Genomic DNA, 26,163 nt, shown 5'->3' with positions numbered 1-26,163 from the left:
CCACCAATTTCCCTATCAGGCGCACTGGGCTATATCGGTGGCTAGAATGAATTCCATGGCAACCAAGTCTCCCAAATCCCCCAGTACCCCGGCGCAACCCCAGGTACCCGCCGTCAGGCCGGACAACGGCGCCGGAGGGGATTCGGTCGTGCTGGAGCGCCGGCCGCAAAAAACCAAGCCGCCGCAGATGTACCAGGTGGTGCTGCTCAACGACGACTACACCCCCATGGAGTTCGTGGTGGTGGTGATCCAGGAGTTTTTCAACAAGGACCGGGAAACCGCCACGCAGATCATGCTGAAGATCCACCTGGACGGCAAAGGCGTCTGCGGGGTCTTCTCCAAGGATGTGGCCGCCACCAAGGTCGACCAGGTCACCGAGGCCGCCCGCAAGAACGGCCATCCGCTGCAGTGCGTCAGCGAGCCCATTGAATAATCGCGAATCCGGCCAATATTTGAACTATCAGTCAGTTAAGTTAACCCAAGCAAGCCGAAAGGAAGATCAATGATTGCCCAGGAATTAGAAGTCAGCTTGCATATGGCGTTTGTCGAGGCGCGCCAGCAGCGCCACGAGTTCATCACCGTCGAGCACCTCCTGCTTGCCTTGCTGGACAACCCCAGTGCCGCGGAAGTGCTGCGCGCATGCTCCGCCAATGTGGATGATCTGCGCAAGTCGCTTGCCAACTTCATCAAGGACAACACCCCGCAGGTCGCCGGGACCGACGACGTCGACACGCAGCCCACGCTGGGCTTCCAGCGCGTGATCCAGCGCGCCATCATGCACGTGCAGTCCACCGGCAATGGCAAGAAGGAAGTCACCGGCGCCAACGTGCTGGTCGCCATCTTCGGCGAAAAAGACTCGCACGCCGTTTATTACCTCCACCAGCAGGGCGTCACCCGCCTGGACGTGGTCAATTTCATCGCCCACGGCATCAAGAAGAGCGACCCACCCGAGCCCGCCAAGGCCGGCGAGAGCGCAGCCGAGAACGAAGAGGGCGGTGAGAAGAATGAAAAAGCCTCTCCGCTCGAGCAGTTCACCGTCAACCTGAACCAGCTCGCCAAGGACGGCAAGATCGACCCGCTGATCGGCCGCCAGTACGAGGTCGAGCGCGTCATCCAGATCCTCTGCCGCCGCCGCAAGAACAACCCGCTGCTGGTCGGTGAGGCCGGCGTGGGCAAGACCGCCATCGCCGAGGGCCTGGCCTGGCGCATCACGCAGAAAGACGTGCCCGAGATCCTGGCCGAAGCCAATGTCTACTCGCTGGACATGGGCGCCTTGCTCGCGGGCACCAAATACCGCGGCGACTTCGAGCAGCGCCTGAAGGGCGTGCTCAAGGCGCTGAAGGACAAGCCCAACGGCATCCTTTTCATCGACGAAATCCACACCCTGATCGGTGCCGGCGCGGCCTCGGGCGGAACGCTGGACGCGTCCAACCTGCTCAAGCCCGCGCTCAGCTCGGGCCAGCTCAAGTGCATAGGTGCGACCACCTTCACCGAATACCGCGGCATCTTCGAAAAAGACGCGGCCCTGTCGCGCCGCTTCCAGAAGGTCGACGTGGTCGAGCCCACCGTGCAGGAAACCGTCGACATCCTCAAGGGCCTGAAGTCGCGCTTTGAAGAGCATCACAGCGTCAAGTACGCCGTGGCCGCCCTGCAGGCCGCGGCCGAGCTCAGCGCCAAGTACATCAACGACCGCCACCTGCCCGACAAGGCGATTGACGTCATCGATGAAGCCGGCGCCGCCCAGCGCATCCTGCCCGCGTCCAAGCGCAAGAAGATCATCAGCAAGGCCGAGGTCGAGGAGATCGTGGCCAAGATCGCGCGCATCCCGCCCGCCAACGTGTCCAACGACGACCGCGGCAAGCTCAAGACGCTGGAGCGCGACCTCAAAAGCGTGGTCTTTGGCCAGGACAAGGCACTCGACGTGCTCGCGTCCGCCGTCAAGATGGCGCGCTCGGGCCTGGGTAAGGACGACAAGCCGATTGGTTCCTTCCTGTTCTCCGGCCCCACGGGCGTCGGCAAGACGGAAGCCGCCAAGCAGCTGGCCTACATCATGGGCATTGAACTGATCCGCTTCGACATGTCCGAGTACATGGAGCGCCATGCCGTGAGCCGCCTGATAGGCGCGCCCCCGGGTTATGTCGGTTTCGACCAGGGCGGCCTGCTGACCGAGGCCATCACCAAGAAGCCGCATGCCGTGCTGCTGCTCGACGAAATCGAGAAGGCGCACCCGGACATCTTCAACGTGCTGCTGCAGGTCATGGACCACGGTACGCTGACGGACAACAACGGGCGCAAGGCCGATTTCCGCAATGTCATCATCGTCATGACCACCAATGCCGGTGCCGAGACGATGAACAAGGCGACCATTGGCTTTACCAACCCGCGCGAGTCCGGCGACGAGATGGCCGACATCAAGCGCCTGTTCACGCCCGAGTTCCGCAATCGCCTGGACGCCACGGTCAGCTTCAAGGCGCTCGATGAAGCCGTCATCCTGCGCGTGGTCGACAAGTTCCTGCTGCAGCTCGAGACCCAGCTGGCCGAGAAGAAGGTCGAAGTCACCTTCACCGACACGCTGCGCAAGTACCTCGGCAAGAAGGGCTTTGATCCGCTGATGGGTGCACGCCCCATGCAGCGCCTGATCCAGGACACGATTCGCCGCGCCCTGGCCGACGAGCTGCTGTTCGGTCGCCTGATAGACGGCGGGCGCCTGACCGTCGACATGAAGGTGACGGCCGACGAAAAAGGCGTGGAAACTGGCGAAGTCGAGCTCGACATCCAGCCCCTGCCCAAGAAAGAGGGCAAGGCCAAGCCTGAAGCTGAGGCGGCGGAAACCAACTGAAGCAAACCCGGGCGCTGAATTCCCGGCACCCATCCAAAAGGCCGGTAGCATCACGCTATCGGCCTTTTTCATGTCCGCCAGCGCCGCCAACCCTTTCAGCCCCCCGCCTTGACGCTCCCCGAACTCAGCTCCGAATGGAAAACCGGCCTCTCCCTGGCCTGGAGCCTCTACATCGCGGTGCTGTCCATCTGGATCGTGATGCAAAAGCGCGCCCCGGTGTCCACCATGAGCTGGATACTGTCGCTGGCCCTGCTGCCTTTCGTGGGCTTTGTCATTTATTACTTCCTCGGGCCCCAGCGCCTGAAAAAACAGCGCCTCAAGCGCCTGCGCAGCCGCGCCGGCGAGCGCGCGGGCGCGGACCTGGCCCTGCTGCGCGAGGCGGCTGAAAAGGCGCCCGCGTCCCTGCGGCAGATGGCGGCGCTGGGCACCGCCGCCTGCGGCCTGCCGGTGTCCAGCGCGACCTCGGTCCAGCTGCTCTCGGGCGGCGTGCGCACCTTTGACAGCATCTTCAAGGCCGTGCGCGGCGCGCGCGACCACATCCACCTCGAGTACTACATCTTCGAGCCCGACCAGATCGGCACCCTGCTGCGCGACCTGCTGGTGGAAAAAGCCGGCGAGGGCGTCACCGTGCGCCTGCTGGTCGACGCGCTGGGCTCCAAGCGCCTGGGCAGCAAGTTCCTGGCGCCGCTGCTGGCCGCCGGCGGCCAGGTCGCGTTTTTCCACGACACCCGCATAGGACGGCGGCTGCGCCCGGTGACCAACTACCGCACCCACCGCAAGATCGTGGTCTGCGACGGCAGCATAGGCTTTACCGGCGGCGTCAACATCACCGACGAAGAAGACCGGCGCGCCCGCCGCGACGCCTACCACGACGTGCACCTGCGCATAGAAGGCAGCGCCGTGCGCTGGCTGCAGACCACCTTCCTCGAAGACTGGGCCTACACCACCGGCGAGCCGCTCAAAGGCGGGCAGCGCGACCTGCCGCAACTGTTGCCGCAGCTGCAGCCAGATGCCGAAGCCGGCGACATCCCGGTGCAGATCGTCACCAGCGGGCCCGACACCACGCTGGAGCCCATACACCGCATGCAGGTCGCGGCCATCAACGCCTCCACCCAGCGCGCCTGGCTGACCACGCCGTACTTCGTGCCCGGCGAGCCGGCCCTGATGGCGCTCACCAGCGCCGCGCTGCGCGGTGTCGACGTGCGCCTGCTGCTGCCGCGCCGCAGCGACAGCTTTATCGTCAGCGCCGCCGCGCGCTCCTATTACGACGAATTGATCGCCGCCGGCGTCCAGGTCTGGGAATACAAGGCCCGCATGCTGCACTCCAAGACCCTGGTGGTCGACGACAACTGCGCCATGGCCGGCACCGCCAACTTCGACAACCGGAGCTTTCGCCTGAACTTCGAGGTCATGGCGGTGGTCTACGGCCCGGCGCTGGCCGGCCCCTTGGCCGAGCAGTTTGAGACCGACCTGCGCAGCGCCGTCGCCGTGCGCGCCCACAGGCCGCAGCGCTTCCTGATGCGGCTGGCCGACGCCACGGCGCGGCTGTTCTCCCCCTTGCTTTAAACCCTTTCCGAGACGCTCCATGGCCTCCCACACCTTTCTCTGGCACGACTACGAGACCTTCGGCATCAACCCCCGGCGCGACCGGCCCGCGCAGTTCGCCGGTATACGCACCGACGCCGAGCTCAATGAAATCGGCGAGCCGCTGATGCTGTACTGCAAGCCCGCCAGCGACTACCTGCCGGACCCGGAGTCCTGCCTGCTCACCGGCATCACGCCCCAGCTGTGCCTGGAGCGCGGCGTGGCAGAGCATGAATTCGCCGCCCGCATCGAGGCCATGCTGGCCCAGCCCGGCACCATAGGCGTGGGTTACAACACCATACGTTTTGACGATGAAGTCACGCGCCACCTGTTCTGGCGCAACCTGATAGACCCTTATGCGCGCGAGTGGCAGAACGACTGCGGCCGCTGGGACCTGCTGGACGTGGTGCGCATGGCCTACGCCCTGCGGCCCGAAGGCATCACCTGGCCGCGCAAGCCCGATGAGCGTTTTCCGGACGACCCCAAGGTGACCCGCCCCAGCTTCAAGCTCGAAGACCTGGCGCGCGCCAACGGCCTGATGCACGATGCCGCGCATGACGCGCTGTCCGATGTGCGCGCCACCATTGCGCTGGCGCGGCTGATACGCCAGGCCCAGCCCAAGCTTTTTGACTTTGCCCTGAGCCTGCACAAAAAGGACAGGGTCGCCGCCGAACTCGGCCTGCCCACCAGCCCGCAGACGGCCCAGCCCTTTTTGCACATCTCCGGCATGTTCCCGCCCGAGCGCGGCTGCCTGGCCGTGATGTGGCCGCTGGCCACCCATCCCACCAACAAGAACGAGCTGCTGGCCTGGGACTTGTCGCAAGACCCCGGCGAACTGCCGCTGCTGGACGTCGCCACGCTGCGCCAGCGCCTGTTCAGCCGCTCCGCCGACCTGCCCGAAGGCGTGCAACGCCTGCCCATCAAGTCGGTCCACCTCAACAAGTCGCCCATGGTGGTGCGCAAGCTCGCCACCCTGACGCCCGAAATGGCGGCCCAGTGGGGCGTGGACATCCCCGCAGCCCTGCGCAACGCCGAAAAAGCCGCGGCCTTGCCCGACATGAGCGCCATCTGGCCCGAAGTCTTCCAGCGCCCCAAGGAGGCCGCGCCAGACGTGGATGAAGACCTCTACGGGGGTTTTGTCGGCAATGCCGACCGTCGCCGCCTGAACCAGCTGCGCGCGCTGTCGCCCGCCGAGCTGGCCCACAGCCGTACCGGCTTTGACGACGACCGGCTCGAGGAAATGCTGTTCCGCTACCGCGCCCGCAATTTTCCCGAAACCCTGTCGCCCGAGGATGCCGAACGCTGGGAAGCGCACCGGGTTGCCTGGTTGCTTGAAGGCGAGGGCGGGGCGCGCAATGTGGATGCGTTGTTTGCGCGCATCGACGTGCTCTCGGAGACCGCCGATGAACGCGGCGAGGCCATCCTTGGTTCCTTGTACGACTACGCCGAGGCGATAGCGCCGGAGCTCTGAGCGCAGCTTTCAGGCTGCGGCGCGCTCGGCTGGGTGCTCGGCATAAGCTTTGCCGAAGCGGTTGGCCAGAAAATCCTCCAACGCGATCTCCTCCTGCCGCACAAAACCTTGCGCCGGCAGCTTCCCGGTTGCCAGCAAATCCAGCACCGCGCAGATACCAGACGCCGTGGTCACCTGGATCGCGCTGCGCAGCACGCCGTCTACCACCTGGCTATAGACCTTGTGCGCATAGGTTTCCTGCATCAGCCGGCCTTCGCGCTGGCCGCTCACCGTGACAAACACGATGACCACGTCCTGCAGCGTCACGGGCAGGGCGTTTTCCAGCAGGTCCTTGAGCACGTGGCGGCGCTCGCGCAGGCGCAGGTCGTTGAGCAGCACCTTCATGATGGCCGCGTGGCCCGGGTAGCGTATGGTCTTGTAGTTGAGGTGGGTGACCTTGCCCTGCAGCGTTTCGCACAGCGTGCCCAGGCCGCCCGAGGTGTTGAAGGCCTCGTAGGTCACGCCGTCCAGCGAGAACTCCTCATGCTCGGCCAGCGGCGGCACCTGGCGCAGCACGCCTTCAACAATCGCCTCGCAGGGCTCGCAATACTCGTTGATGACGCCGTCGGTGCTCCAGGTCAGGTTGTAATTGAGCGCGTTCGACGGGAACTGCGGCAGCGCACCGACCCGCATGCGCACGCTGTGCAGGCTGTCAAAACGCCGGCACAGGTCGGCTGCGACGATGGAGACAAAACCCGGCGCCAGGCCGCACTGCGGGATCAATGCTGTGCGCGCGCCGGCGGCGGCCAGCTCCTTCACGCGCCGGGTGCTGGCCACGTCTTCTGTCAGGTCCAGGTAGTGCACGCCTTGGGCCACGGCGGCCTCGGCGATTTGTGTGGTCAGGTGGAAGGGCGCCGCGCTGAGCACCGCATAGTGCCCGGCCAGCGCGGTGCGCAGGGCTGCCGGGTTGCTGATGTCCAGCGCCAGCCGCTGCACGCGCGGGCCGGTCTTGATGCCCGCCAGCGCCGCCGGCGAGGCATCGGCCACCGTCACCGAATAGTCCCGGGTGGCGCCCAGCAGCGCGGCAATCGCCGAGCCGATTTTTCCGGCGCCTGCGACCATGATCTTCTTCATAAGGCTCTCCTTGGGGAATGTGCCCCGGTGCGAGGCATGGTCCATTGTGGAAGCCCAGGCAGGCAGTTACCAGTATCAATTTAGACAAAATAACGCCATACTTTAGATAAATACGCTACCTAAATACGTGATTTAACTATTCTGGATGGACGCCATGCAACTCGACGCCATAGACCAGACCCTGCTTGCCGAACTGCGCGACAACGCGCGCTGCCCCATGGCCTTGCTTGCGCGCAAGGTCGGCTTGTCGCGCACGGCGGTGCAGGCCCGCATCACGCGGCTTGAGCGCGACAAGGTCATCACCGGCTACGGCGCGCGCACCGGTGAGGCCTATGAGCAGTCGCAGGTGTCGGCCCATGTGATGCTCACCGTAGGCCCCAAGCTCACGGGCACGGTGGAGGCGGCGCTGCGCAAGATTCCCGAGGTGCGCTCCCTGCTGTCCATCAGCGGCACCTACGACATGATCGCCATCGTGCAGGCCGGCTCCATCGAAAGGCTGGACGCATTGATAGACGGCATAGGCCTGCTCGACGGGGTGGAGCGCACGCATACCTCGGTGGTGCTGTCCACGCGTATCCAGCGCTAGCGCCGAGGAGGGCGCGACCGCCTGGTCATGCCGACTTACAGCTGCTGGAGGTATCGCGCCAGCGCCGGGTTGAACTGTTGGGGCGCTTCAAGTGGCGGCAGGTGTGCCGTGCCTGGGATCACCAAGCCCTGGGCCGCGGGTATGCGCCGTGCAAGCAATTCGGACCTCTCCTGCAAGTTCGGCAGGTCAAGATCGYCCCACAGCACCAGCGTAGGCGCCTGGATCGCCTCCAGGCGTTCCCACGCCGCGGGCTCCTCGGACGCCGCACCCGGGCTGGCGGCACGCAAGGCGGTGCCGTTCATCGAAAGAAAAAGCCGGCGAGCCTCGCCGCTGACCCGATTTGGCGGGCTTAAGGGACCGTCCAGCCAAAGACGTGCCTGGAGTTCGTTCTTGGCATCGAGGTCGCCCCGCGCCGCGGCGTCGCTGATCGCATCCATCAAGGCCCTGACCGGATCGCCATATCGTGCCGCTGGCGCGCCACTGACGCCGGGCGCAACAAGAACCAGGCCGCCGACCCGGTCCGGCCGGGCCAATGCCGCGTCGATGGCAACACGGCCTCCTAAAGAACAGCCGACCAACACCGCCCGGTCATAGCCCAAGGCATCCATCACCGCCCACAGGTCGGCCACATTGGAATGCGGCCTTGCGTGCAAGGTGCGCGATGCCCCGAAGCTCCGGCGGTCATAGCTGGCGACCGGGTGTGTTGTGGCCAGCAAGTCCCACTGGCTTTGCCACATGCGGCTGTCCGCGACGTTGGCGTGCAGGAAAAGCACCGGCATGCTGGTGGCGCCATGGTTTGCCTCGTGCGCCACGGCCAGCATGGCGCCTTGGACTTCAACCGAAGTCATGGTCTTCATGGCCAGGGGTTTTGGTGAAGGGAGCCCTACCACCAGCCGTTTTGCCCGAGCACCATCTTCTTGTAGTAATCGATCTTCGCGCGCACAGCGAAAATGGCCGCGACCCCATAACCCAGGGAGCTGCCGAAGCGGCCCAGGCCAGCCCATTCCAGCAGCATCCCGAGGATCACCACAAGCACCAGGCACACCACAAACAGGGTGATGGCTTTTTTCCACATGCCCTTGGCCAGGTAGTAGAAAGGGCCGAACAGGAAAGGCAGCAGGCCGAAGCCGATCTTCATGCGCTCGCCGAAGCTCAGGGCCTTGAACTGCGGCAGCTTCACGCCACCGGCTTTCTCGATGATCCGGAACCGGGTCTTCCAGGTGTCGGAAACAGGCAAGCTGTCGATGTCCGAGGCAGCAAGCGGTTCAGCCACATCGCCGACGGGTGCTTGCGGCGGCGCAAAAGGGTTGGGTTGCGTGGGCTGGTTCAAAAAATTCCTCCCGGTAGTGGCTGGCATGGCCGCAGGCGCTGCCGGCTGTGGTCCGGTCTGGGCGTCGCTGTGTGCTTTATATCAGCATTGAACCTGGGCGCTCGTGTCCCGCCACGGCGCATGCTTGCCCATCACACCCGCATACAGCGCACCCGCCTCAAAGCCCGCCAGCCAGGCCTGCAGCCTGGGCCAGGCTTGCGCGGCGAACCAAGCGGCATCGGTATGGGCGAACTGGCGCACAAAGGGCAGCAGGGCCATGTCGGCCAGGCTGGCGCGCGCGCCGAACAGCCATCCGCTGCCCAGCATGCCGTCCAGTTTCGCCAGCCAGGCCGCGCCTTCCGTCCTGTGCAGCAGCGCAAACGCCTGCGCGTCACCGGCCGATTCATCGGGATAACGGTTGGGGTATTTGTAGCGGTCCAGGTGGCGCTTGAACTCGCCGTCGTTGCCTGCGACCAGCGCGAGCATCTCGTCCATGGAGGCATGCGGCGGCGCAAGCCAGCTTTGCGGGTCATGGCGCCGCAGCGCCCACAGCATCACGTCCAGGCTTTGGTCTATCACCGTGCCATCCGGCAGCACCAGCACGGGCACCGTGCCCTTGGGCGAGGCGGCCAGCAGCTCGGCCGGCTTGTCGCGCAGCACGACTTCGCGCAATTCGTAGGGCTCGCCGCTCACGGCCAGCGCCAGGCGCGCGCGCATCGCATAGGGGCAGCGGCGAAAGGAATACAGGACGGGCAGGGCGCTGGTCATGACCGCAGTCAGGCGCCGGGCTGGCGCGCGCCTATGTGCGCGGCCTGACGTTTTTCGGCCAGCTCGACCTGGCGCTGGCGCTCGCGGTAGCCGGCTTTTTGTTCGTCGCTGGTCTTGCTGTGGCAGTGCGGGCAGCTCACGCCGAGTTCATACAGCGGCGAGCGGCGGTCTTCTTCGCTGAGCGGGTCGCGGCAGGAGCGGCACAGCGTGAAGCCGCCGGGCTTGAGCCCGTGGCCCACCGAGACGCGCTCGTCAAACACAAAACACTCGCCTTGCCAGCTGCTTTGCGCCTCGGGCACGGTCTCCAGGTATTTGAGGATGCCGCCTTCGAGGTGGTAGACCTCCTCAAAACCCTTGGAGCGCAGCAGCGCGGTGGATTTTTCGCAGCGTATGCCGCCGGTGCAAAACATCGCCACCTTGGGCTTCCTGCCGTCGCGCTCGGCGAGCTTGCCGCCCTCGGCCATCTCGCGCTCCACCCAGCCGGGCAGCTCCGAAAAACTGGCGGTGTGCGGGTTGATCGCGCCCTCGAAGCTGCCTATGGAGACTTCATAGTCATTGCGCGTGTCGACCAGCACCACGCCGGGCTCATGGATCAGCTGGTTCCAGTCCTGCGGCTTGACGTATTCGCCGGCCATCAGCGCCGGGTGGACCTCGGGCACGCCCATGGTCACGATCTCGCGCTTGAGCCGCACCTTCATGCGGTAGAAGGGCATCTGTTCGGCCCAGGCCTCCTTGTGCTCCAGCTTCGCCAGGCGCGGGTCGGCGCGCAGATACGCCAGCACCGCATGAACCCCCTCAGGCAATCCCGCAATCGTGCCGTTAATGCCTTCAGCGGCCAGCAGCAGCGTGCCCTTGACGCCATGCGCCTCGCAATGCGCGAGCAGCGGCGCCTGCAGTGCGGCGAAGTCCGGCAGTTCAACAAATTGGTAAAGGGCGGCGGTCAGGAAACGGGACATGAAGAAAAAGGCGGGTAAACAGGTCAGAGTGCCCCAAAAAGGCATTTTCAGCGGCGTAAGCCAAGTCTCCAATGGTAACGGGGAGGGCTTTCGCACCCTGACAGCTGGATTTTGTGACGAAAGGCACTTTATTTAAGCCAGGCGGCATCGCTTTACGCCCCTGACCGATAGACATTTTGCTGCAATGCAGCAAAATAACCGTGTACTTATAAATCGCACGCCGGCCCGGACCATACCGCCGTCCTCCATGACTCCTCAACTCCACCGCCCTTCATGTCAAAAAGCCTGAGCAGCCTCTGGTTGAAAAGCATGCGCCGCGTCAGCAAAGTCCAGCAGGCGGAGGGATTGCGCCTGTTCAAAAGCCTGTTGCCCAAGGCCGTGCCGGCCAGCAGGCCGCGCAAGCCCCAGCTCAAACTGGTCAAGCCTGCCGCGGCCCAGCCCACCCGGAAAGCGCGCCGGCCTACGGCGGCGCAGGCGCGCGCGGCCGCCGGCCTGCCCGGCACCTGGCGCAAGGCCTGGTTTACCTTGCCGGGGGACGGCCTCTACACCGATGCGCGGCGCATGATGTACTGGCTTTACCTGCCCGCCGCCGCGGCCGGGGCGTCTGACGCTCCCGTGGCGCCGCGCCCGCTGGTGGTCATGCTGCATGGTTGCCGGCAGACGGCGGCCGACTTCGCGGCGGGCAGCCGCATGAATGCGCTGGCCGAACGCAAGGGCTTTGCGGTGCTTTATCCGCAACAATCGGCTGCGGCCGATGCCCATCGTTGCTGGCACTGGTACAGGCAGGCCACACAACGGGGAGAGGGCGACGTCGAGGTGATTGCCGCGATGATTGCCCAGGTGCAGAACAAGCACGGGCTGGACGCCTCGCGCACCTATGTGGCGGGCCTGTCGGCCGGCGCCGCGCTGGCTGCCATCGTGGCCTTGCGCCACCCGCAGCTGATCGCGGCCGTGGGTATGCACTCGGCGCCGGTCTTCGGCACCACACATTCACCCTTCAGCGCCTACCGCGCCATGCAGCACGGCTCGGGCTCGTCCTACGGCGCGGCCGCGCGTTTCTTTGTCAGCCAGCAGCCGGAATTCCCGGGCATGCCGGCCCTGCTGATCCACGGCGACCACGACAGCGTGGTGCGGCGGGTCAATGCCGACCAGCTGGCCGCGCAGTTTGAAATCATCAACGGCCCGGTCCTTGCCGAGGGCGTGTCGCGCGAGGGACCTGTGGTGCGCCGCCATCCCGAGCGCCGCGGCGGCCGGCGGCCGCGCCATGCCTACCAGACTTCCACCTGGTACGCGGGCCGCAAGCCGCAGCTCGTCAAGTGTGATGTCGACATGCTGGGCCACGCCTGGAGCGGCGGCGATGCGAGTCTCGAATTCAACGAACCGCATGGGCCCGATGCCTCGCTGCTGATGTGGACCTTCTTCAGTTACCACCGCCGCGCGCCGGTATTGCCTCAGCCTAAGGACGAGGCAACAGGCCCATCATGAAGCCGTCGACGGCCTCGGTGTAGGCGCCGGGCAGGCCCAGCGTACTGTTGACCTGCTCATGCGTGAGGTCCTGCGGCAGCACGCTCGCGCGCACGCCCTTGGCCGCAACCTTGGCGGCAAAATCGCGCGACTGGGCGCAGGAACCGTCGGCCCGCTGCGTCGAGCACACCAGCAGCATGGGCGTGGCGTCCGCTGCCAGCACGCTGCTGGGTGACACGCTGCGCCAGTAAGCCGGGTCGGCGCCGAAAACCTTGTCGTAAAAACCCATGTGGCGCGCCCGCATGATGCGCTCCAGGTCCAGCGCCGCGCTGTCGAGCGCGACCGTGCCCAGCCAGGGATGGGCGCCGGCCTCGCGCGCCAGCGCCGGCGAGGCTGCCAGCAACGCCACCAGGTGCGCGCCGGCCGAATGCCCCATCAGGATGAATTTCGCCGGGTCGCCGCCCCAGGAGGCCGCCAGACCTTGCGCCTTGGCCAGTGCCGTGGCCACGTCGCGCGCCTGCAGCAGGGGATCGGCCTGCGGCATCAGGCGGTAGCCCACCGAAACAAAGACATAACCCTTCTGTTTGACCCAGTAGGCCACCTTGTTCTCCACCACCTTGGGCATGGCCTTGTTGCCCACCATCCAGGCGCCGCCGTGCACCATCACGATGACGGGCGCCTTCGCGATGCTGCCCGTGGCTGGGGGCGGCAGGTAGACGTCCATGCGCTGGCGCTCGTCCTGGCCGTAGGGCAGGTCGGCGATGCGGCGCACGCCCTCGGGCAGCGCCGGAGCGGCCAGGCTCAAGGTGGCGGACAAAAGCAGCGTCGCGACAAGGCCGGCGCGCTGCGCCCGGGTGGCAAGAAGCGTCATGAAAAATCTCCAGTCAATCAGCGTCCGGTGGGACGGGAAGAATGCAAAACCCTGCATGCGGCTCAGCCGGCCGGCTTGCGCGAGCCTTTTTTCGACACCACAAAGGTCTCGATGTCGGCCAGCGAAATGGCGCCGCTGTGGCGGGTGTCGATGGCATCAAAGTTTTTGTACACCTTGGGCATTTTGGCCTGCGCTTCTTCGCGTGTCAGCTTGCCGTCCTTGTTGGTGTCGGCCGCGTCAAAGCGCTTTTGCAGTTCGGTGCGGGCTTTTTCCAGGCGGCCGGTGTTGGGCGACTGAGCCTGAGTTTGGGCCTGGGCCGCGGCGCCCAGTGCCAGCAGGCCCATGATTGAAAGAGCGCGGAGGTTGAAGGTGGGGGTCATGAAAGTGCTCCAGATAAAGGTTGGAAGGTTTGGAAGAATCCGCTTTGGTGGAAGGCGAGCCTCGTTCAGCGCGAGGGGCAGCTCATGGCCGTGCCCGTCGCGTCGTAGCAGGTCGTGCTGCGTGTGACGCCGCTGGCCTGGTTGTAGGAAGCCGTGCTTTGCACGCTGTTGCCGGTGGCGGCGCTGGTGGCCGTGGTGTTGCGGCTGGCGTTCACGCTGCCGTCGGCGGTCTTGCTGCTGCTGCCGCTGCTTTCCACGCTGCCTTTGGCGCCGGTGGCGGCAAAGCTGCCACTGCGCTCGGCCGAGCCGTCCGCGCTGCGGCTGGCCTGGCCGGTACGCACGGCGGTGGCGCCGTTGGGGCCTGTGGTGGAGGCGCTGCCCGCGGTGCTGGCATTGCCTTGCCCGTCGGTGCTGGTGCTGCGGTTGCGCACCCGTGTGCCGCCGTTCGGGCCCTGGCGGTTGACAGCCGTGGTGGCCGTGACGCCGCCGTCGGCATTGGCTCGCACCACGCGGCGGGCGGACGCTTCGGCATGGGTAGCGGAAAAACCTGCGGCCAGCAGGGCACAGGTCAGGGCGGTGGCGGAAAGCGTGCTTTTCATGGCGAACTCCTGGAAGTTTGAACTGGGGTTTGAGGGCTTTCGGCGCCGCGCAAACCTGTATTGCAGCGCCGTGACGCCACTGTGGCCGCCAGATGTGAACCACGCATGGCGGCAATCGGCCTCTTGATGACAAGGCATGAACAAACCCCGGCTTTGTCATCGTTTGTCATGATTTGCCGGACGGCCGGCCTCGCGCGGGCCGCTACCATGGGGGCATCTTTCTTGCGTCGGGATGATTTCGTATGCTTGTTTCCAAGGCGTTTTTGCAGACAGGTCCGTCACCATGAGCGAGCCGCTGGCCCGGGTCCTGGTGGTCGACGATGAGGCCGACCTGCGCAGCCTGCTGCAGCGCTACCTGGGCGACCAGGGCTATGCCGTGCGCACGCTGGAAGACGCCAAAACCCTGGACACCCTGCTGGCGCGTGAGCGTTTCGACGTGCTGGTGCTCGATGTGATGATGCCGGGCGAAGACGGCCTGGCGGTGTGCCGGCGCCTGCGCGCCCAGGGCGAAACCATTCCCATCGTCATGCTCACCGCCCGCGGCGACCCGGTGGACCGCATCGTCGGGCTGGAAATGGGCGCCGACGACTACCTCCCCAAGCCTTTCAACCCGCGCGAACTGCTGGCCCGCATCCAGGCGCTGGTGCGCCGCCAGCGCATGCTGGGCGCGCACAGCGGTCCGCTGCCCGGCCGGGGCACGGTGCGCTTCGGCGACTTCACCCTGGCGCTCGATGCGCGCCGGCTGGACAAAAACGGTGAGGACGTGCCGCTTACCACCGGCGAGTTCAGCCTGTTGCAGGCGCTGGCCCTGCACCCCAATCGTCCGCTGGGCCGCGACAGGCTGATCGAGCTGGCCTACGGCCGCGACCACGAAGCCACCGACCGCAGCATTGACGTGCAGGTCATGCGCCTGCGCAAACTGATCGAAGCCGACCCGTCGCAGCCGGTGCACATCCAGACGGTGTGGGGCGTGGGTTATGTGTTTGTGCCCGAAGGCGGCGCGGCCAGACACGGCAAGGCGGGCAAGCCATGAGGCTCTTTGTATGACGCTGTTTCCGCGCAGCCTGTTCGGGCGCAACGTGCTGCTCATCGTGGTGCTCGTTGTGGTGGGCCAGCTGGCCAGCGCGCTGCTGGTGCGCCAGCTGATCGTCAAGCCGCGGCTGGCGCAGCTATCGGTGGCGGTGGCGCGCAACGTCGGCGCCATCCGCGCCGGTCTGGCCGCCATGCCGCCGGCCCAGCGCGAGGCTTTTGTGGCGCAATTCAACCACCGTGCCATGCAGGGCATTGCGGAGGACGAGGAGGGCGGCGGCCGCGGCCAGCGCCCGCTCCTGAGCCGGCTCGAGCGGCGTTTCGTCAATGAGGCTTCCCGTGGCATTGCGCTGGAAGGCGAGGGCTCCGAAATCATCTGGCGCCGCGAAGCCGGCGGCAGCCTGGCGGTGCGGCTGCGCCTTGACGGCGCTGACCATTGGGTGACCTTGCCCGGCGTGCTGCCGGCGCGCGAATTCACCGGCGCATGGATCGCGGCCTCGCTCACCAGCGCCTTGCTGGCTTTGCTGGGCGCGCTGCTGATCCACCGCCACCTGAACCGGCCCCTGCGCCGCGTAGTGGCTTCGGCGCACACGCTGGCCGGCGGCGGCAGCCCCCAGCCGCTGCCCGAAGACGGCCCCACGGAAATCGCCGACCTGAGCCGCAGCTTCAACCAGATGGTGCGCAGCCTGGCGCAGGCCGACGACGAGCGCGCGCTGATGCTGGCAGGGGTGTCGCACGACCTGCGCACGCCGCTGACCAAGCTGCGCCTGGGCATAGAGATCCTGCGTGACAAGGCCGACGAAGAACTCATGGCCCGCATGACACGCGGCGTGGAAGAAATGGACGCCATCATCGGCCAGTTCCTGGACTTTGCCCGCAGCACCGAAAGCGAAGCACCGGCATCCGTGGCGCTGGATGCGCTCGCGGCCGAGGTGGCAGCCGCCTCGGCCGGCCAGGGCATGCCGGTGGCGCTGGAGGCCGGCAACGCGCCGCCCGTACCCCTGCGCCCGCGCGCGATGCGCCGCGTGCTCACCAACCTCGTCGAAAACGCCTGGCGCCACGGCCTGCCGCCAGTTGCGATTGCCACCGGCAGCTCGGGCGATTCGGTCTGGATAGAGGTGACGGATCACGGCGCCGGCATAGCCGCCGCGCAGGCCGAGGCCTTGAAACAGCCTTTTCGCCGCGCTGAAAGCACACGCACCGGCCCACCCGGCGCCGGGCTGGGCCTGGCCATCGTGGACCGCATCGTGCGCGCGCATGGCGGCAGGTTTGAACTGCTGCCGGCCGCCGGCGGCGGCCTGTGCGCCCGGATCAGCCTGCCGCGGGCCTGAGGCCGCGCTTGCCAACGATAAAAACAAAAAAGGCCGGCACGCAGGCGCCGGCCTTGGGATCACCCTGCCTTCAGGGTGTTTTCAAAAATGCGCTCAGAGGAAGTGGTAGCGCAGGCCGAAGTTGACCTGGTTCACCGCGCTGCTGCCGGTAGAGGACGTGCCCACGCGGTTGTAGCGTACCAGCTCCGCCGTGGCATCCACATTCGGCGAGATGGCATAGGCCACGCCGGCGCCCAGCGCCAGCGAGGTGTTGGAGCCCGTGGTCGACACATTGGCGGTGGCGCCGGTGCTGGATGCCGTGTCGAGCGAGGTGTGCCACTGCTCGACACCTGCGCGTCCGTAGACCGACCATTGGTTGTCCAGCGGCGCGATGCCCAGCACATGCAGGCCAAAGCCGTGCGCCTTCCAGGTGCCCGAGGCGCTGTCCGCCGCCGGCGAGGCGATAGCCGACTGCAGGTCCGTCGAGCCTATGCGGTCATAGCTGGCCTCAAAGGCCAGGTTGGGGTTGAGGCGGTAGCCCAGGCGCAGGCCGCCCGAGGTGCCCGGCGTGCCGGTCGAGGTGCTGCTGCCCAGCCCCTGGTTGGCCAGGGCGCCGTCAACGCTGCCGCCCAGGCCGGGCGCGCGGCTGGCGGCGATATTGCCGCCGATGTAAACATCCTGTGAGCCCGCTGCCAGCGGCGCCGCCTGTGCCGGTTGCGCCAGCGCGGCGCCCAGGGACAGTGCAGCGGTGGACAGCCACAACAATTTGGATGAATAGGTGAACTTCATGTTTTCTCCGGAAAAAGCCGGCGCATGGCACCGGCAACTTCTGATCTGCCTGGGCGGGCAACGTGTGCTTTTTGTTGCCCAGGCCGCGCAGGACCCTGCGCACCGCCATTGAGCGATGGCTGGGTATAGCGGCGGTCTAGCACCGGTAAACCAACGGTAAAAAAATTGTGACTTTACGCAGTGCTGCACACCGCACCGGGCCTGTTCCGTCAGCGACGGGTCAGGCCTGGCGGTGGCCCTCAAGCGAAATGCACAAGGTTGAGAATTGGCAGCGGGCCGCCCGGGAACTGCGCCAGCCGTGCACCCACGGCCAGCGCGCCCAGGTCTATGCCCGAGAAGCCGAGCCGGGCGATCAGCGCGGCCACGGTGGCTTTGGCGGCCGCGTCGTCGCCTGAATAAAACATCACGCGCTTGCCGCCCCGGTCGGCCGGGTCGGCGGCCAGCAGCGCTGCGGCCAGGTGGTTAAAAGCCTTCACCACGCGCGCGCCCGGCACCAGGTCCGCCACTATTTCGCTCGACAGCCGGCCGTTCAGTTCGGCGGGCTTGAACAGCGGCGCCTCGATAGGGTTGTTGGTGTCGATGACGATGCGGCCGCCGAAATCGGGCAGGCCGGCCAATGCGGCCGGCAGGCGGCCCCAGTTGACGGCGACGAACACGATGTCTTTGGCGGCCGCTGCTTCATGCGTGCCGGCCGTGATGCCGGGAAGTTCGCGCACCAGGTCCTTGAGCGAGTCCGGGCCGCGGCTGTTGGATAGCGTGGCGGGGATGCCATGGCGGGCCAAGAGGGTGGCGATGGCCGAGCCGATGGCGCCGGAACCGATGATGCCGATGCTGGGGGTGTTGACGGGGGTAGACATGAATTCACTCCTTGGGTTGTTGATGGAGTGAATGATGGGATTTCGATTGCCTTTTGATAAGACGGTAATGATTTGAATTATCTTCAAGCATTACTTTAAGATGAGGCCATGGAAACCCTGGCCAACCTCGAATCCTTTGTGCGCAGCGCCGAAAGCAGCAGCTTCTCGGAGGCGGCGCGGCGCCTGGCTTTGACCCCTGCGGCCGTAAGTCGCAATGTCGCGATGCTGGAGCGCAACCTCGGCGTGCGCCTGTTCCAGCGCTCCACGCGCAAGCTGACCTTGACCGAGGCCGGCGAGCGCTTCCTGGCCTCCATCGCCGGCAACCTCGACGCGCTGCAGTCCGCCATCGCGGCGCTTGCCGACGACGGCGGCGCGCCCGCCGGCACGCTCAAGGTCAGCATGTCGCCGACCTTTGGCGTCGAACACATACTGCCGCTGCTGCCGGCCTTTCTGGATCGCTACCCGATGGTGCGCCCCGACTGGTATTTCGAAAACCGCCCGGTCGACCTGATCGCCGAGGGCTATGACGCCGCCATAGGCGGCGGCTTCGAGCTGGCGCCCGGCGTGGTGTCGCGCCCCCTGGCGCCTATCCACCTGGTCGCCGTGGCCTCACCCGCCTATATGGCCGGCCGCCCGCCGCCCACCGATCCCGCGGGCCTGGCCGGGCTCAGCGGTATCGTCATGCGCTCCAGCGCCACGGGCCGGCTTCGCCAGTGGGTGATGCGCGACGCGGCCGGCGCCGAAATGCCGGCCGTCCAGGCCGAGTCGGTGCGGGTGAACGACCCGACCGCCATGCGCACCGCGGCGCTGCTGGGCCTGGGCGTGACCTTGCTCGCCGTGCCCGACGTGCTGCCGCAGCTGGAACGCGGCGAACTCGTCAGGCTGCTCCCGCGCTGGTATGTGGATGCGGGTGCCATCTCGATTTATTACGCCACGCGCAGCCAGATGCCCGCCAAGACCCGCGTCTTCATCGATTTTGTGGCCGAAGCCTTCGAACGCCATCAGCTGGCCCGGCGCTTTGCCGGCAGCCTGGGTTAGGTTTGCCTCCCACCGCCAGCAGACAGGGCGGACTTGAAACACAATCGCTGTCTTCACATCTCCCTCGCATCAGAAGGCAGTCATGACCCAATCCCTCAAAGTCGCCGTGATGGGCGCAGGCGCCGTCGGTTGTTATTTCGGCGGCATGCTCGCGCGCGCCGGGCATGAGGTCGTGCTGGTCGCGCGGCCCCAGCATGTGGCGGCGATTGAACGCGACGGCCTGCGCATGGAAACCCGCATGTTCGACGAGCATGTGCGCCTGGCCGCCAGCAGCGACCCGGCCGCCGTCAAAGGTGCCGACCTGGTGCTGTTCTGCGTCAAGTCCACCGACACCGAATCGGCCGGCGCCTTGATACGCCCGCATCTCGCCGCCAACACCCTGGTGCTGTGCCTGCAAAACGGCGTGGACAATGCCGACCGCCTGCGCGCGGTGCTGCCCGAAACTGCCGTGGCCGCCGCCGTGGTTTATGTCGCCACCGAAATGGCCGGCCCCGGCCACCTCAAGCACCATGGCCGTGGCGACCTGGTGATCGAGCCTTCGGCCTTGAGCGATACCGTGGCGCAAGTCCTGGTTGCCGCCGGGGTGCCCACCGAGATCTCGGCCAATGTGCGCGGCGCGCTGTGGGCCAAGCTTATTCTCAATTGCGCCTACAACGCCGTGTCGGCCATTGCCCAGCTGCCTTACGGCAAGACGGTGCAGGGCGTGGGCGTGATCGACGTCATGCGCGACGTGGTCGCCGAATGCCTGGCGGTCGCCAAGGCCGAAGGCGTGCAGGTGGCGGGCGACGTGCATGCCGCCGTCGACAAGCTGGCCGGCAGCATGCCCAACCAGTACGCCTCCACCGCGCAAGACCTGGCGCGCGGCAAGCCCACCGAGATCGACTACCTCAACGGCCTGATCGTCAAGCGCGGCGAGGCGCTGGGTGTGGCCGTGCCCGCGAACCGGGTGTTGTGGGCCATGGTCAAGCTGCTAGAAGGAAAAGCCGCAGCGGCTTGAGCAGCGATCTGGCCGATATGGCGGGTGGAGCCTTCCAGCAGCCGGCGGGCCCCCATCCCTAGCTTCCCTCAACGGGGGAAGGAGCAAGAGGCAGAAGGCAGGAGTGAGGGGGCAGGGCGCAGGCGTCACAAACCGGCAGCGTCAATCGTCATAGAGGCAGGTGGTACTCAATTTCGAGCCACTCAACCTCCACCCTCACTCTGGACCAGAAAGCACACCCATGAAAATCGTCGTCATCGGAGGCTCAGGCCTCATCGGATCCAAACTCGTCAACATCCTTCGCCAGCGCGGCCACGAGGCCATCGCGGCATCGCCGGCGTCCGGCGTCAACACCCTCACAGGCCAGGGGCTGGCCGAGGTCCTCGCGGGCGCCCATGTGGTGGTCGATGTGGCCAATTCGCCTTCATTTGAAGACAAGGCCGTGCTGGAATTTTTCCAGACCTCGGGCCGCAACCTGCTGGCGGCCGAAGCGGCTGCCGGTGTTTTGCACCACATCGCACTCTCCGTCGTCGGCACCGACAAACTGGTGGAAAGCGGTTATTTCCGCGGCAAGATCGCCCAGGAAAAACTGATCCGGGCCGCCAGCGTGCCCTACACCATCGTCCACTCCACCCAGTTCATGGAATTCCTGGGCGGCATCGCCCAGTCGGGCACCGAGGGGCAGACGGTGCGGCTGTCGCCGGCCTTTGTGCAACCCATTGCGTCGGACGACGTGGCCGTCGCGATGGCCGACTTCACGCTGGGCGCGCCGGCCAACGGCACGGTCGAGATCGCCGGCCCGGAAAAGGTTCGCCTTTCGGACCTCGTCCAGCGTTTCCTCACGGCAAGCAATGACCCGCGCAAGGTTGTCGCCGATCCGCAGGCACGCTACTTTGGCGCCGCGCTCAAGGACGACACCCTGGTGCCGGCCGGCAAGGCGCGTTTGGGTGGCATCCGGTTTGAAGAGTGGTTCAGCAAGTCGCAGGCTCGCACCTGAACAGCGAGAGGGCAGGGCGCCGGTGTCACAAACCGGCGCCGCCAATCGTCATAGAGGCAGGTGCACCTCAATCCCGAGCCACCTCCGCAACCCTATGAAGAAGCCATCATGAACAAGACCTGTGTTTCCCTGTTTCTCGCCAGCGCCGCCTTGCTTGCCCAACCCGCCATGGCCGCCGGCCCCGAGGGCGTGACCGTCAAGCCGGTCATGGCCAAGGACCTGTCCGATCTTCCCGGCAAGGAAGGCCTGATGATTACGGTGGACTACGCCCCCGGCGCCGCCGACCCGGTGCATCGCCATCACGCGCATGCCTTTGTCTATGTGCTCGAGGGCGCCATCGTGATGCAGGTCAAGGGCGGCAAGGAGGTCACCTTGACAGCCGGCCAGAGCTTTTATGAAGGCCCCAAGGACATTCATACCGTGGGCCGCAACGCCAGCGCCACCCAGCCCGCGAAGTTCCTGGTGCTGCTGCTCAAGAAGAAAAAAGCCGAGGTGCTGGAGCTGGTGAAGTAGGCACCAAAATGTTGAGCCGCCACGGCCCGGCGCACGCATTTGGGGCAATGAACCCTGCTTGCCGGCGCATGCGGGGGCAAAACAGCCGGTTTCAGGCCACATTCCCAACGGCACAGTAGTTGCTTTGAGTGATCCGCCCGGCTAATGACGGCCGGGCAAGGCGCGGCCTATACCTATGTAGGGGCCGTTGCCCGGCGGATCAATGGATAACGACGTCCACTTCCAGCCTCCCATTTTTGGGGGCGCCTGGGGGTGGATTTTTTTTGGCCTTTTCTTTTTTAAGGCCGATAACCCAAAAACTCGAGGAACGTATGGCTTATCTAGTGCCTTCGGAATTTGTGACCAAGATGGTGGACGCGGGGGAGTCCAAGATATTCATGTCCACCCGCGACACCGTTATCCGGGCCTATATGGCCGGCGCCATCCTGGCCCTGGCGGCCTGGTTCGCCGTCACCATCAATGTGCAGACCGGCCAGCCCCTGCTGGGCGCCGTGCTGTTCCCGGTAGGTTTTGTCATGCTCTACCTGTTCGGCTTTGATTTGCTGACCGGCGTCTTCGTGCTGTGCCCGCTGGCGCTGATCGACAAGCGCCCGGGCGTCACCCTCAAGGGCGTGCTGCGCAACTGGGGCCTGGTCTTTACCGGCAACTTCCTGGGGGCGTTCACGGTGGCCGTGATGATGGCCATCTACGTCACCAATGGCTTCTCGACGGAGCCCAGCGCGGTTGGCAAGGCCATAGGCGTGGTGGGCGAGAACCGCACGCTGGGCTACCAGAAGTACGGCGCCAACGGCATGCTCACGCTCTTTGTGCGCGGCATGCTGTGCAACTGGATGGTGTCGGCCGGCGTGGTCGGCGCGATGATCTCCACCCAGGTCAGCGGCAAGGTGATCGCCATGTGGATGCCCATCATGCTGTTTTTCTACATGGTGTTCGAGCACTCCATCGTGAACATGTTTTTGTTCCCCTCGGGCTTGCTGCTGGGCGCGCACTTCACCATCATGGACTACCTGCTCTGGAACGAAATCCCCACGGTGCTGGGCAACCTGGTGGGCGGCCTGGCCTTTACCGGCTTGACGCTGTACGCCACGCACGTTAAAACCGGACCGGCTCGTAACTTCAAATAATCCGCTTCCACAACAAAAGCCCTCGCGCAGGCAAGTTGCGCGAGGGCTTTGTCGCCACCCCCTATGTCCTCTGAACTGAAGATCTCGGCAGGCCAGTATTCGGACAAGGGCCGCAAGGAAACCAACCAGGATTTCCACGGCATCTACGTGCCGCAGGAGCCGCAGCTCAGCGCCAAGGGCATCGCCATCGCGCTGGCCGACGGCATCAGCAGCAGCGCCGTCAGCGACGTCGCCAGCCAGTACGCCGTCACCGGTTTCCTGGAAGACTATTACTGCACCTCGGAAGCCTGGTCGGTCAAGACATCGGCCGAGCGCATCCTGAGCGCCACCAATTCCTGGCTGCATGCGCAGACGCAAAAAAGCCCTTACCGCTACGACAAGGACAAGGGCTATGTGTGCACCCTGAGCGCCATGGTCATCAAGTCGGCCACCGCGCATATTTTTCATGTGGGCGACTCGCGTATTTACCGCCTGCGCGGCAAGTCGCTGGAGCAGTTGACCCACGACCACCGCGTGTGGATTGCCCAGGGCCAGAGCTATTTGGGCCGCGCGCTGGGCTTCAAGCCCCAGCTGGAAATCGACTACCAGACCCAGCAGGTGGAGCAGGGCGACATCTTTTTGCTGGCCACCGACGGCGTGTACGAACACGTGACCGAGCACGACATGGCCGGCATCATCCACCGCCATGCCGATGAGCCCGGCGGGTTGGACATTGCCGCAAAGTCCATCGTCGACAAAGCCTTTGAACGCGGCAGCGGCGACAACCTCACAGCCCAGATCGTGCGCGTCGATGCGCTGCCCCGCCGTGAAGCCGGCGAGATGCTGCAGCAACTCTCAGGCCTGCCGCTGCCGCCCATGCTCGAGGCCAGGACGCAGTTTGACGGCTACACCATTGTTCGCGAAGTGCAGGGCAGCAGCCGCAGCCATATTTACCTGGCCACCGACAAGGACACGGGCGCGCTTGCCATCCTTAAAACGCCCTCGATAGACCTGGGCGGCGACCCCGCCTACCTTGAGCGCTTTTTGACCGAAGAGTGGATCGCCAGGCGCATCAACAGCGCCCATGTGCTCAAGCCCTATGTGCCGACCCGCAAGCGCCACTATGTGTACGTGGCCACCGAATACATAGACGGGCAGACGCTGGCCCAGTGGATGATTGATAACCCCCGGCCCGCGCTGGAGTCGGTACGCGGCCTGGTCGAGCAGATCGCCAAAGGCCTGCGCGCCTTTCACCGGCTGGAGATGCTGCACCAGGACCTGCGGCCCGAGAACATCATGATCGACAACACCGGCACCGCCAAGATCATCGACTTCGGCGCCACCCGCGTGGCCAGCCTTGCGGAGCTTGACGGTCCCGGCGGGCGGGATGACATCCTGGGCACGGCCCAGTATTCAGCGCCCGAGTATTTCCTGGGCGAGGGCGGCACCACCCGCTCCGACCTGTTTTCGCTGGGCGTCATCACCTACCAGATGCTGACCGGGCGGCTGCCCTATGGCGCCGAAGTCGCCAAAAGCCGCACCCGCGCCGCGCAAAACCGGCTGCGCTACGACTCCGCGCTGCGCGACGACCGCGAGATTCCGGCCTGGATAGACGATGTGCTGCGCAAGGCCGTGCACCCCGACCCGGCCAAACGTTATGGCGAGCTGTCGGAGTTTGTCTATGACCTGCGCCACCCCAGCCAGGCCTTTATGCACAAGACGCGCCAGCCGCTGCTGGAACGAAACCCGTTGGCGTTCTGGAAAGGGCTGTCGCTCATCCTGGCCGCGGTCATTGTGGTGATGCTGGCCCTGAAATCGACGACCGGTTAGCCCGGGTCTTAGCGGCTGCCGCCGTAATCCGCCAGCAGCCCGGGCAGCGCACGGTCGGCGATCTGCAACTGCTCGGGGCTGAACTGGGCCAGCAAGACTTGCGCGGTGGCGTCCAGCGTGGCCAGCATGTTGGAGCGCCTTTGCGCGTCGGCCAGCAGATACTGGAAGGCGTCTTTCGCGGTTTGCTCATCCACGATGCGCGGGCCGGCCGGGCCGCTGGTCGCCATGTCCAGGAAACGCCCGCGGAAATTCTCCCAGGCCGGGCCCTGCTCGCGGGTGATCTGCAGCGCCACCCGCAGGTCAAACAGCCGGCGGCTGACCTGCTCCCAGCGCGACTGCACGCGCGGCGCCTGCGGGCCTTCCGCCTGGGCCTCGCCGGGGCGGTGGGGGCGTGCGCCCCCGGTGTTGTACGCGCCCCCGGTGCTGTACTGGGCATGGCTGGCGCAAGCCAAACCCGCCAGCAGCAGGGCGGCAGCCCCGGCTCGCCAGTGTGCCGATGAAATATGCATGTCCTCTTCCTGTGGTTGATGCGCGGCCTTGCGCGCCCCGCCTATTTTCGGGACGCTTGCGCGTCCGGCGGGTAGTGCTTCGGTAAAGCCAGAGTAAACCACAGCCGCCTGGAGGCGGACGGCTTCGCCTTGCGCGCCGTGCCGTTCAAGAACCCGGTGCCGGCGCCGCGTGCGTCCAGGCGTGTCAACGGCCCCAGCACCTGCGCCTACACCGGGAAGCGATGAAACCGTTCCCGCCCCTGTGCGCTGCCGCACATACACCCCGGTGAGCGCTTCGTATGCTGGAACCAGGGCTTATTCAGCGGCATACCGTCAGCCGCTAAAGACAGGTCCGTCACCTGGTTCCCCATTGCCCATTTCTCTGCCTAAAACCAAAAAGCCCACCGCCTCCTCCGCGCACCCCAAGGCCGTGGTCCCCAGCTCGAGTGAAATCAAGCTCAACCGTCTGCTCGCCGCATTGCCCGACCAGGAATTGAAGCGCTGGCTACCGCACCTCGAACCGTTCGACATGCCGCTGGGCCGGGTGCTGTATGAGTCCGGCATGACCGAGCACTACGTGTACTTTCCGTCTTCGGCCATCGTCTCCCTGCTGTACGTCATGAAAAACGGCGACTCGGCCGAGATTGCCGTGGTCGGCAACGAAGGCCTGGTCGGTATCTCGCTGTTCCTGGGCGGCAATGCCACGCCCAGCCGTGCCGTGGTGCAAAGCGCGGGCACGGGCTTTCGCATGAAGGCGCAGTTCATGAAGGACGAGTTCGACAAGTCGGGCCCCGTCACGCATCTGCTGCTGCGCTACACCCAGGCGCTGATCACGCAGATGTCGCAGACGGCGGTCTGCAACCGGCACCATTCGCTGGACGAACAGCTGTGCCGCTGGCTGCTGCTGAGCCTGGACCGGCTGCCCGGCAACGAGCTCGTGATGACCCAGGAACTGATCGCCAACATGCTGGGCGTGCGCCGCGTCGGCGTCACCGAAGCGGCACTCAAGGTGCAAGACGCCGGGCTGATCAGCTACACGCGCGGCCGTATCAAGGTGCTGGACCGCCTCGGCCTGGAAAAACGCTCCTGCGAGTGCTACCAGGTCGTCAAGGAAGAATACGACCGCCTGCTCCCTATGCAGATGGCGGCGTAAAAGGCCGCTATCCAAGCCATCCAGGCGGTTTCGGGACGTTGATGTGGCGCCCCGTCCTACGGTGGCGTGGCTTTTATGCGGCTAAGTCCGCTGGCGGACCGACGGTGGCTTGCCCAGCTTCTATAAACGGACCAAGGCCA

At 65.7% G+C, this 26,163-nt stretch carries 26 protein-coding genes; 15 read left to right on the top strand and 11 right to left on the bottom strand.

All coding sequences use genetic code 11. The annotated features are described in order from the left end of the window. Positions 1–55: 55 nt before the first annotated feature. The 4 genes from clpS (at position 56) to sbcB (ending at position 5,894) form a co-directional block, all read left to right on the top strand. On the top strand, positions 56–433 hold the full coding sequence (gene clpS, locus AC1DUN_RS14580) for an ATP-dependent Clp protease adapter ClpS (protein WP_477714569.1): 378 nt from the start codon (positions 56–58) through the stop codon (positions 431–433). Between the two features lie 69 nt (positions 434–502). After that, positions 503–2,839: an ATP-dependent Clp protease ATP-binding subunit ClpA gene (gene clpA / locus AC1DUN_RS14575; RefSeq protein WP_007872500.1), complete on the top strand. Its 2,337-nt coding sequence runs from the start codon at positions 503–505 to the stop codon at positions 2,837–2,839. Between the two features lie 108 nt (positions 2,840–2,947). Beyond that, positions 2,948–4,405, top strand: a complete 1,458-nt coding sequence (cls, locus tag AC1DUN_RS14570; protein WP_477714568.1) for a cardiolipin synthase — start codon at positions 2,948–2,950, stop codon at positions 4,403–4,405. A 19-nt stretch (positions 4,406–4,424) separates the two neighbouring features. Next, positions 4,425–5,894: an exodeoxyribonuclease I gene (sbcB, locus tag AC1DUN_RS14565; protein ID WP_477714567.1), complete on the top strand. Its 1,470-nt coding sequence runs from the start codon at positions 4,425–4,427 to the stop codon at positions 5,892–5,894. Between the two features lie 9 nt (positions 5,895–5,903). On the opposite strand, the gene AC1DUN_RS14560 is transcribed toward sbcB, so the two are convergent. After that, a complete protein-coding gene (locus AC1DUN_RS14560) occupies positions 5,904–7,007 on the bottom strand; it encodes a saccharopine dehydrogenase family protein (protein WP_477714566.1) in 1,104 nt (367 codons plus the stop codon). A 154-nt stretch (positions 7,008–7,161) separates the two neighbouring features. Here AC1DUN_RS14560 and AC1DUN_RS14555 point away from each other — a divergent pair, with 154 nt between their 5' ends. After that, positions 7,162–7,593 carry an Lrp/AsnC family transcriptional regulator gene (locus tag AC1DUN_RS14555; RefSeq protein ID WP_477664842.1) on the top strand — a complete coding sequence of 144 codons (432 nt, stop codon included), beginning with the start codon at positions 7,162–7,164 and terminating at the stop codon, positions 7,591–7,593. 35 nt (positions 7,594–7,628) lie between these two features. Here AC1DUN_RS14555 and AC1DUN_RS14550 read toward each other — a convergent pair whose 3' ends face one another. The 4 genes from AC1DUN_RS14550 to trhO all read right to left on the bottom strand — a co-directional run bounded on the left by AC1DUN_RS14550 (position 7,629) and on the right by trhO (position 10,626). After that, positions 7,629–8,450, bottom strand: a complete 822-nt coding sequence (locus AC1DUN_RS14550; RefSeq protein ID WP_477714565.1) for an alpha/beta fold hydrolase — start codon at positions 8,448–8,450, stop codon at positions 7,629–7,631. A gap of 26 nt (positions 8,451–8,476) precedes the next feature. Further along, positions 8,477–8,923, bottom strand: coding sequence for a DUF2628 domain-containing protein (locus AC1DUN_RS14545; RefSeq protein WP_477714564.1), 447 nt, complete (start codon positions 8,921–8,923; stop codon positions 8,477–8,479). Positions 8,924–9,004: 81 nt separating this feature from the next. Further along, entirely contained in the window at positions 9,005–9,670 is a 666-nt protein-coding gene (locus AC1DUN_RS14540; RefSeq protein WP_477714563.1) for a glutathione S-transferase, read from the bottom strand. 8 nt (positions 9,671–9,678) lie between these two features. After that, positions 9,679–10,626: an oxygen-dependent tRNA uridine(34) hydroxylase TrhO gene (gene trhO / locus AC1DUN_RS14535; RefSeq protein ID WP_477714562.1), complete on the bottom strand. Its 948-nt coding sequence runs from the start codon at positions 10,624–10,626 to the stop codon at positions 9,679–9,681. A 273-nt stretch (positions 10,627–10,899) separates the two neighbouring features. Here trhO and AC1DUN_RS14530 point away from each other — a divergent pair, with 273 nt between their 5' ends. Further along, entirely contained in the window at positions 10,900–12,111 is a 1,212-nt protein-coding gene (locus tag AC1DUN_RS14530; RefSeq protein ID WP_477714561.1) for an extracellular catalytic domain type 1 short-chain-length polyhydroxyalkanoate depolymerase, read from the top strand. Here AC1DUN_RS14530 and AC1DUN_RS14525 read toward each other — a convergent pair. The 3 genes from AC1DUN_RS14525 to AC1DUN_RS14515 form a co-directional block, all read right to left on the bottom strand. Further along, positions 12,083–12,961: an alpha/beta hydrolase gene (locus AC1DUN_RS14525; RefSeq protein WP_477714560.1), complete on the bottom strand. Its 879-nt coding sequence runs from the start codon at positions 12,959–12,961 to the stop codon at positions 12,083–12,085. The two genes, AC1DUN_RS14530 and AC1DUN_RS14525, sit on opposite strands and share 29 nt — an antisense overlap. 62 nt (positions 12,962–13,023) lie before the next feature. Next, on the bottom strand, positions 13,024–13,341 hold the full coding sequence (locus AC1DUN_RS14520; protein ID WP_477714559.1) for an EF-hand domain-containing protein: 318 nt from the start codon (positions 13,339–13,341) through the stop codon (positions 13,024–13,026). Between the two features lie 65 nt (positions 13,342–13,406). Next, positions 13,407–13,940: a hypothetical protein gene (locus AC1DUN_RS14515; RefSeq protein WP_477714558.1), complete on the bottom strand. Its 534-nt coding sequence runs from the start codon at positions 13,938–13,940 to the stop codon at positions 13,407–13,409. 283 nt (positions 13,941–14,223) lie between these two features. On the opposite strand from AC1DUN_RS14515, the gene ompR reads away from it, so the two are divergent. Beyond that, entirely contained in the window at positions 14,224–14,973 is a 750-nt protein-coding gene (gene ompR, locus AC1DUN_RS14510; protein WP_477714557.1) for an osmolarity response regulator transcription factor OmpR, read from the top strand. Positions 14,974–14,983: 10 nt separating this feature from the next. After that, the gene (locus tag AC1DUN_RS14505; protein ID WP_477714556.1) at positions 14,984–16,300 is read left to right on the top strand and encodes an ATP-binding protein; all 1,317 of its coding nucleotides are present in this window, start codon (positions 14,984–14,986) and stop codon (positions 16,298–16,300) included. A gap of 93 nt (positions 16,301–16,393) precedes the next feature. On the opposite strand, the gene AC1DUN_RS14500 is transcribed toward AC1DUN_RS14505, so the two are convergent. Together AC1DUN_RS14500 and AC1DUN_RS14495 are read right to left on the bottom strand one after the other, a co-directional pair. Then, positions 16,394–17,068 carry an outer membrane beta-barrel protein gene (locus tag AC1DUN_RS14500; RefSeq protein WP_477714555.1) on the bottom strand — a complete coding sequence of 225 codons (675 nt, stop codon included), beginning with the start codon at positions 17,066–17,068 and terminating at the stop codon, positions 16,394–16,396. Between the two features lie 239 nt (positions 17,069–17,307). Further along, positions 17,308–17,925, bottom strand: a complete 618-nt coding sequence (locus AC1DUN_RS14495) for an NADPH-dependent F420 reductase (protein WP_477714554.1) — start codon at positions 17,923–17,925, stop codon at positions 17,308–17,310. Between the two features lie 108 nt (positions 17,926–18,033). Here AC1DUN_RS14495 and AC1DUN_RS14490 point away from each other — a divergent pair, with 108 nt between their 5' ends. The 6 genes from AC1DUN_RS14490 (at position 18,034) to AC1DUN_RS14465 (ending at position 24,382) form a co-directional block, all read left to right on the top strand. Further along, complete coding sequence (locus AC1DUN_RS14490) at positions 18,034–18,963, top strand: LysR family transcriptional regulator (RefSeq protein WP_477714553.1); 930 nt, start codon at positions 18,034–18,036, stop codon at positions 18,961–18,963. Positions 18,964–19,045: 82 nt separating this feature from the next. Further along, positions 19,046–19,960, top strand: coding sequence for a ketopantoate reductase family protein (locus AC1DUN_RS14485; protein ID WP_477714552.1), 915 nt, complete (start codon positions 19,046–19,048; stop codon positions 19,958–19,960). 220 nt (positions 19,961–20,180) lie between these two features. Continuing rightward, positions 20,181–20,936 (top strand): SDR family oxidoreductase, encoded by a 756-nt coding sequence (locus AC1DUN_RS14480; RefSeq protein WP_477714551.1) that lies wholly within the window; start codon positions 20,181–20,183, stop codon positions 20,934–20,936. Between the two features lie 108 nt (positions 20,937–21,044). Beyond that, entirely contained in the window at positions 21,045–21,449 is a 405-nt protein-coding gene (locus tag AC1DUN_RS14475; protein WP_477714550.1) for a cupin domain-containing protein, read from the top strand. Between the two features lie 311 nt (positions 21,450–21,760). Next, positions 21,761–22,573, top strand: coding sequence for a formate/nitrite transporter family protein (locus AC1DUN_RS14470; RefSeq protein WP_477714549.1), 813 nt, complete (start codon positions 21,761–21,763; stop codon positions 22,571–22,573). 63 nt (positions 22,574–22,636) lie between these two features. Then, positions 22,637–24,382, top strand: a complete 1,746-nt coding sequence (locus AC1DUN_RS14465; RefSeq protein ID WP_477714548.1) for a bifunctional protein-serine/threonine kinase/phosphatase — start codon at positions 22,637–22,639, stop codon at positions 24,380–24,382. 8 nt (positions 24,383–24,390) lie between these two features. Here the strand turns inward: AC1DUN_RS14465 and AC1DUN_RS14460 are convergent, their stop codons facing one another. Then, complete coding sequence (locus tag AC1DUN_RS14460; RefSeq protein WP_477714547.1) at positions 24,391–24,891, bottom strand: hypothetical protein; 501 nt, start codon at positions 24,889–24,891, stop codon at positions 24,391–24,393. 457 nt (positions 24,892–25,348) lie between these two features. Here AC1DUN_RS14460 and AC1DUN_RS14455 point away from each other — a divergent pair, with 457 nt between their 5' ends. Beyond that, positions 25,349–26,023, top strand: a complete 675-nt coding sequence (locus tag AC1DUN_RS14455; protein WP_477714681.1) for a Crp/Fnr family transcriptional regulator — start codon at positions 25,349–25,351, stop codon at positions 26,021–26,023. Positions 26,024–26,163: the final 140 nt, after the last annotated feature.

It is taken from the genome of Polaromonas sp. P4_F6, assembly GCF_056401275.1.
The sequence above is the reverse complement of the archived record's forward strand: the minus strand, read 5'-3'. Positions and strand labels throughout refer to the sequence as shown.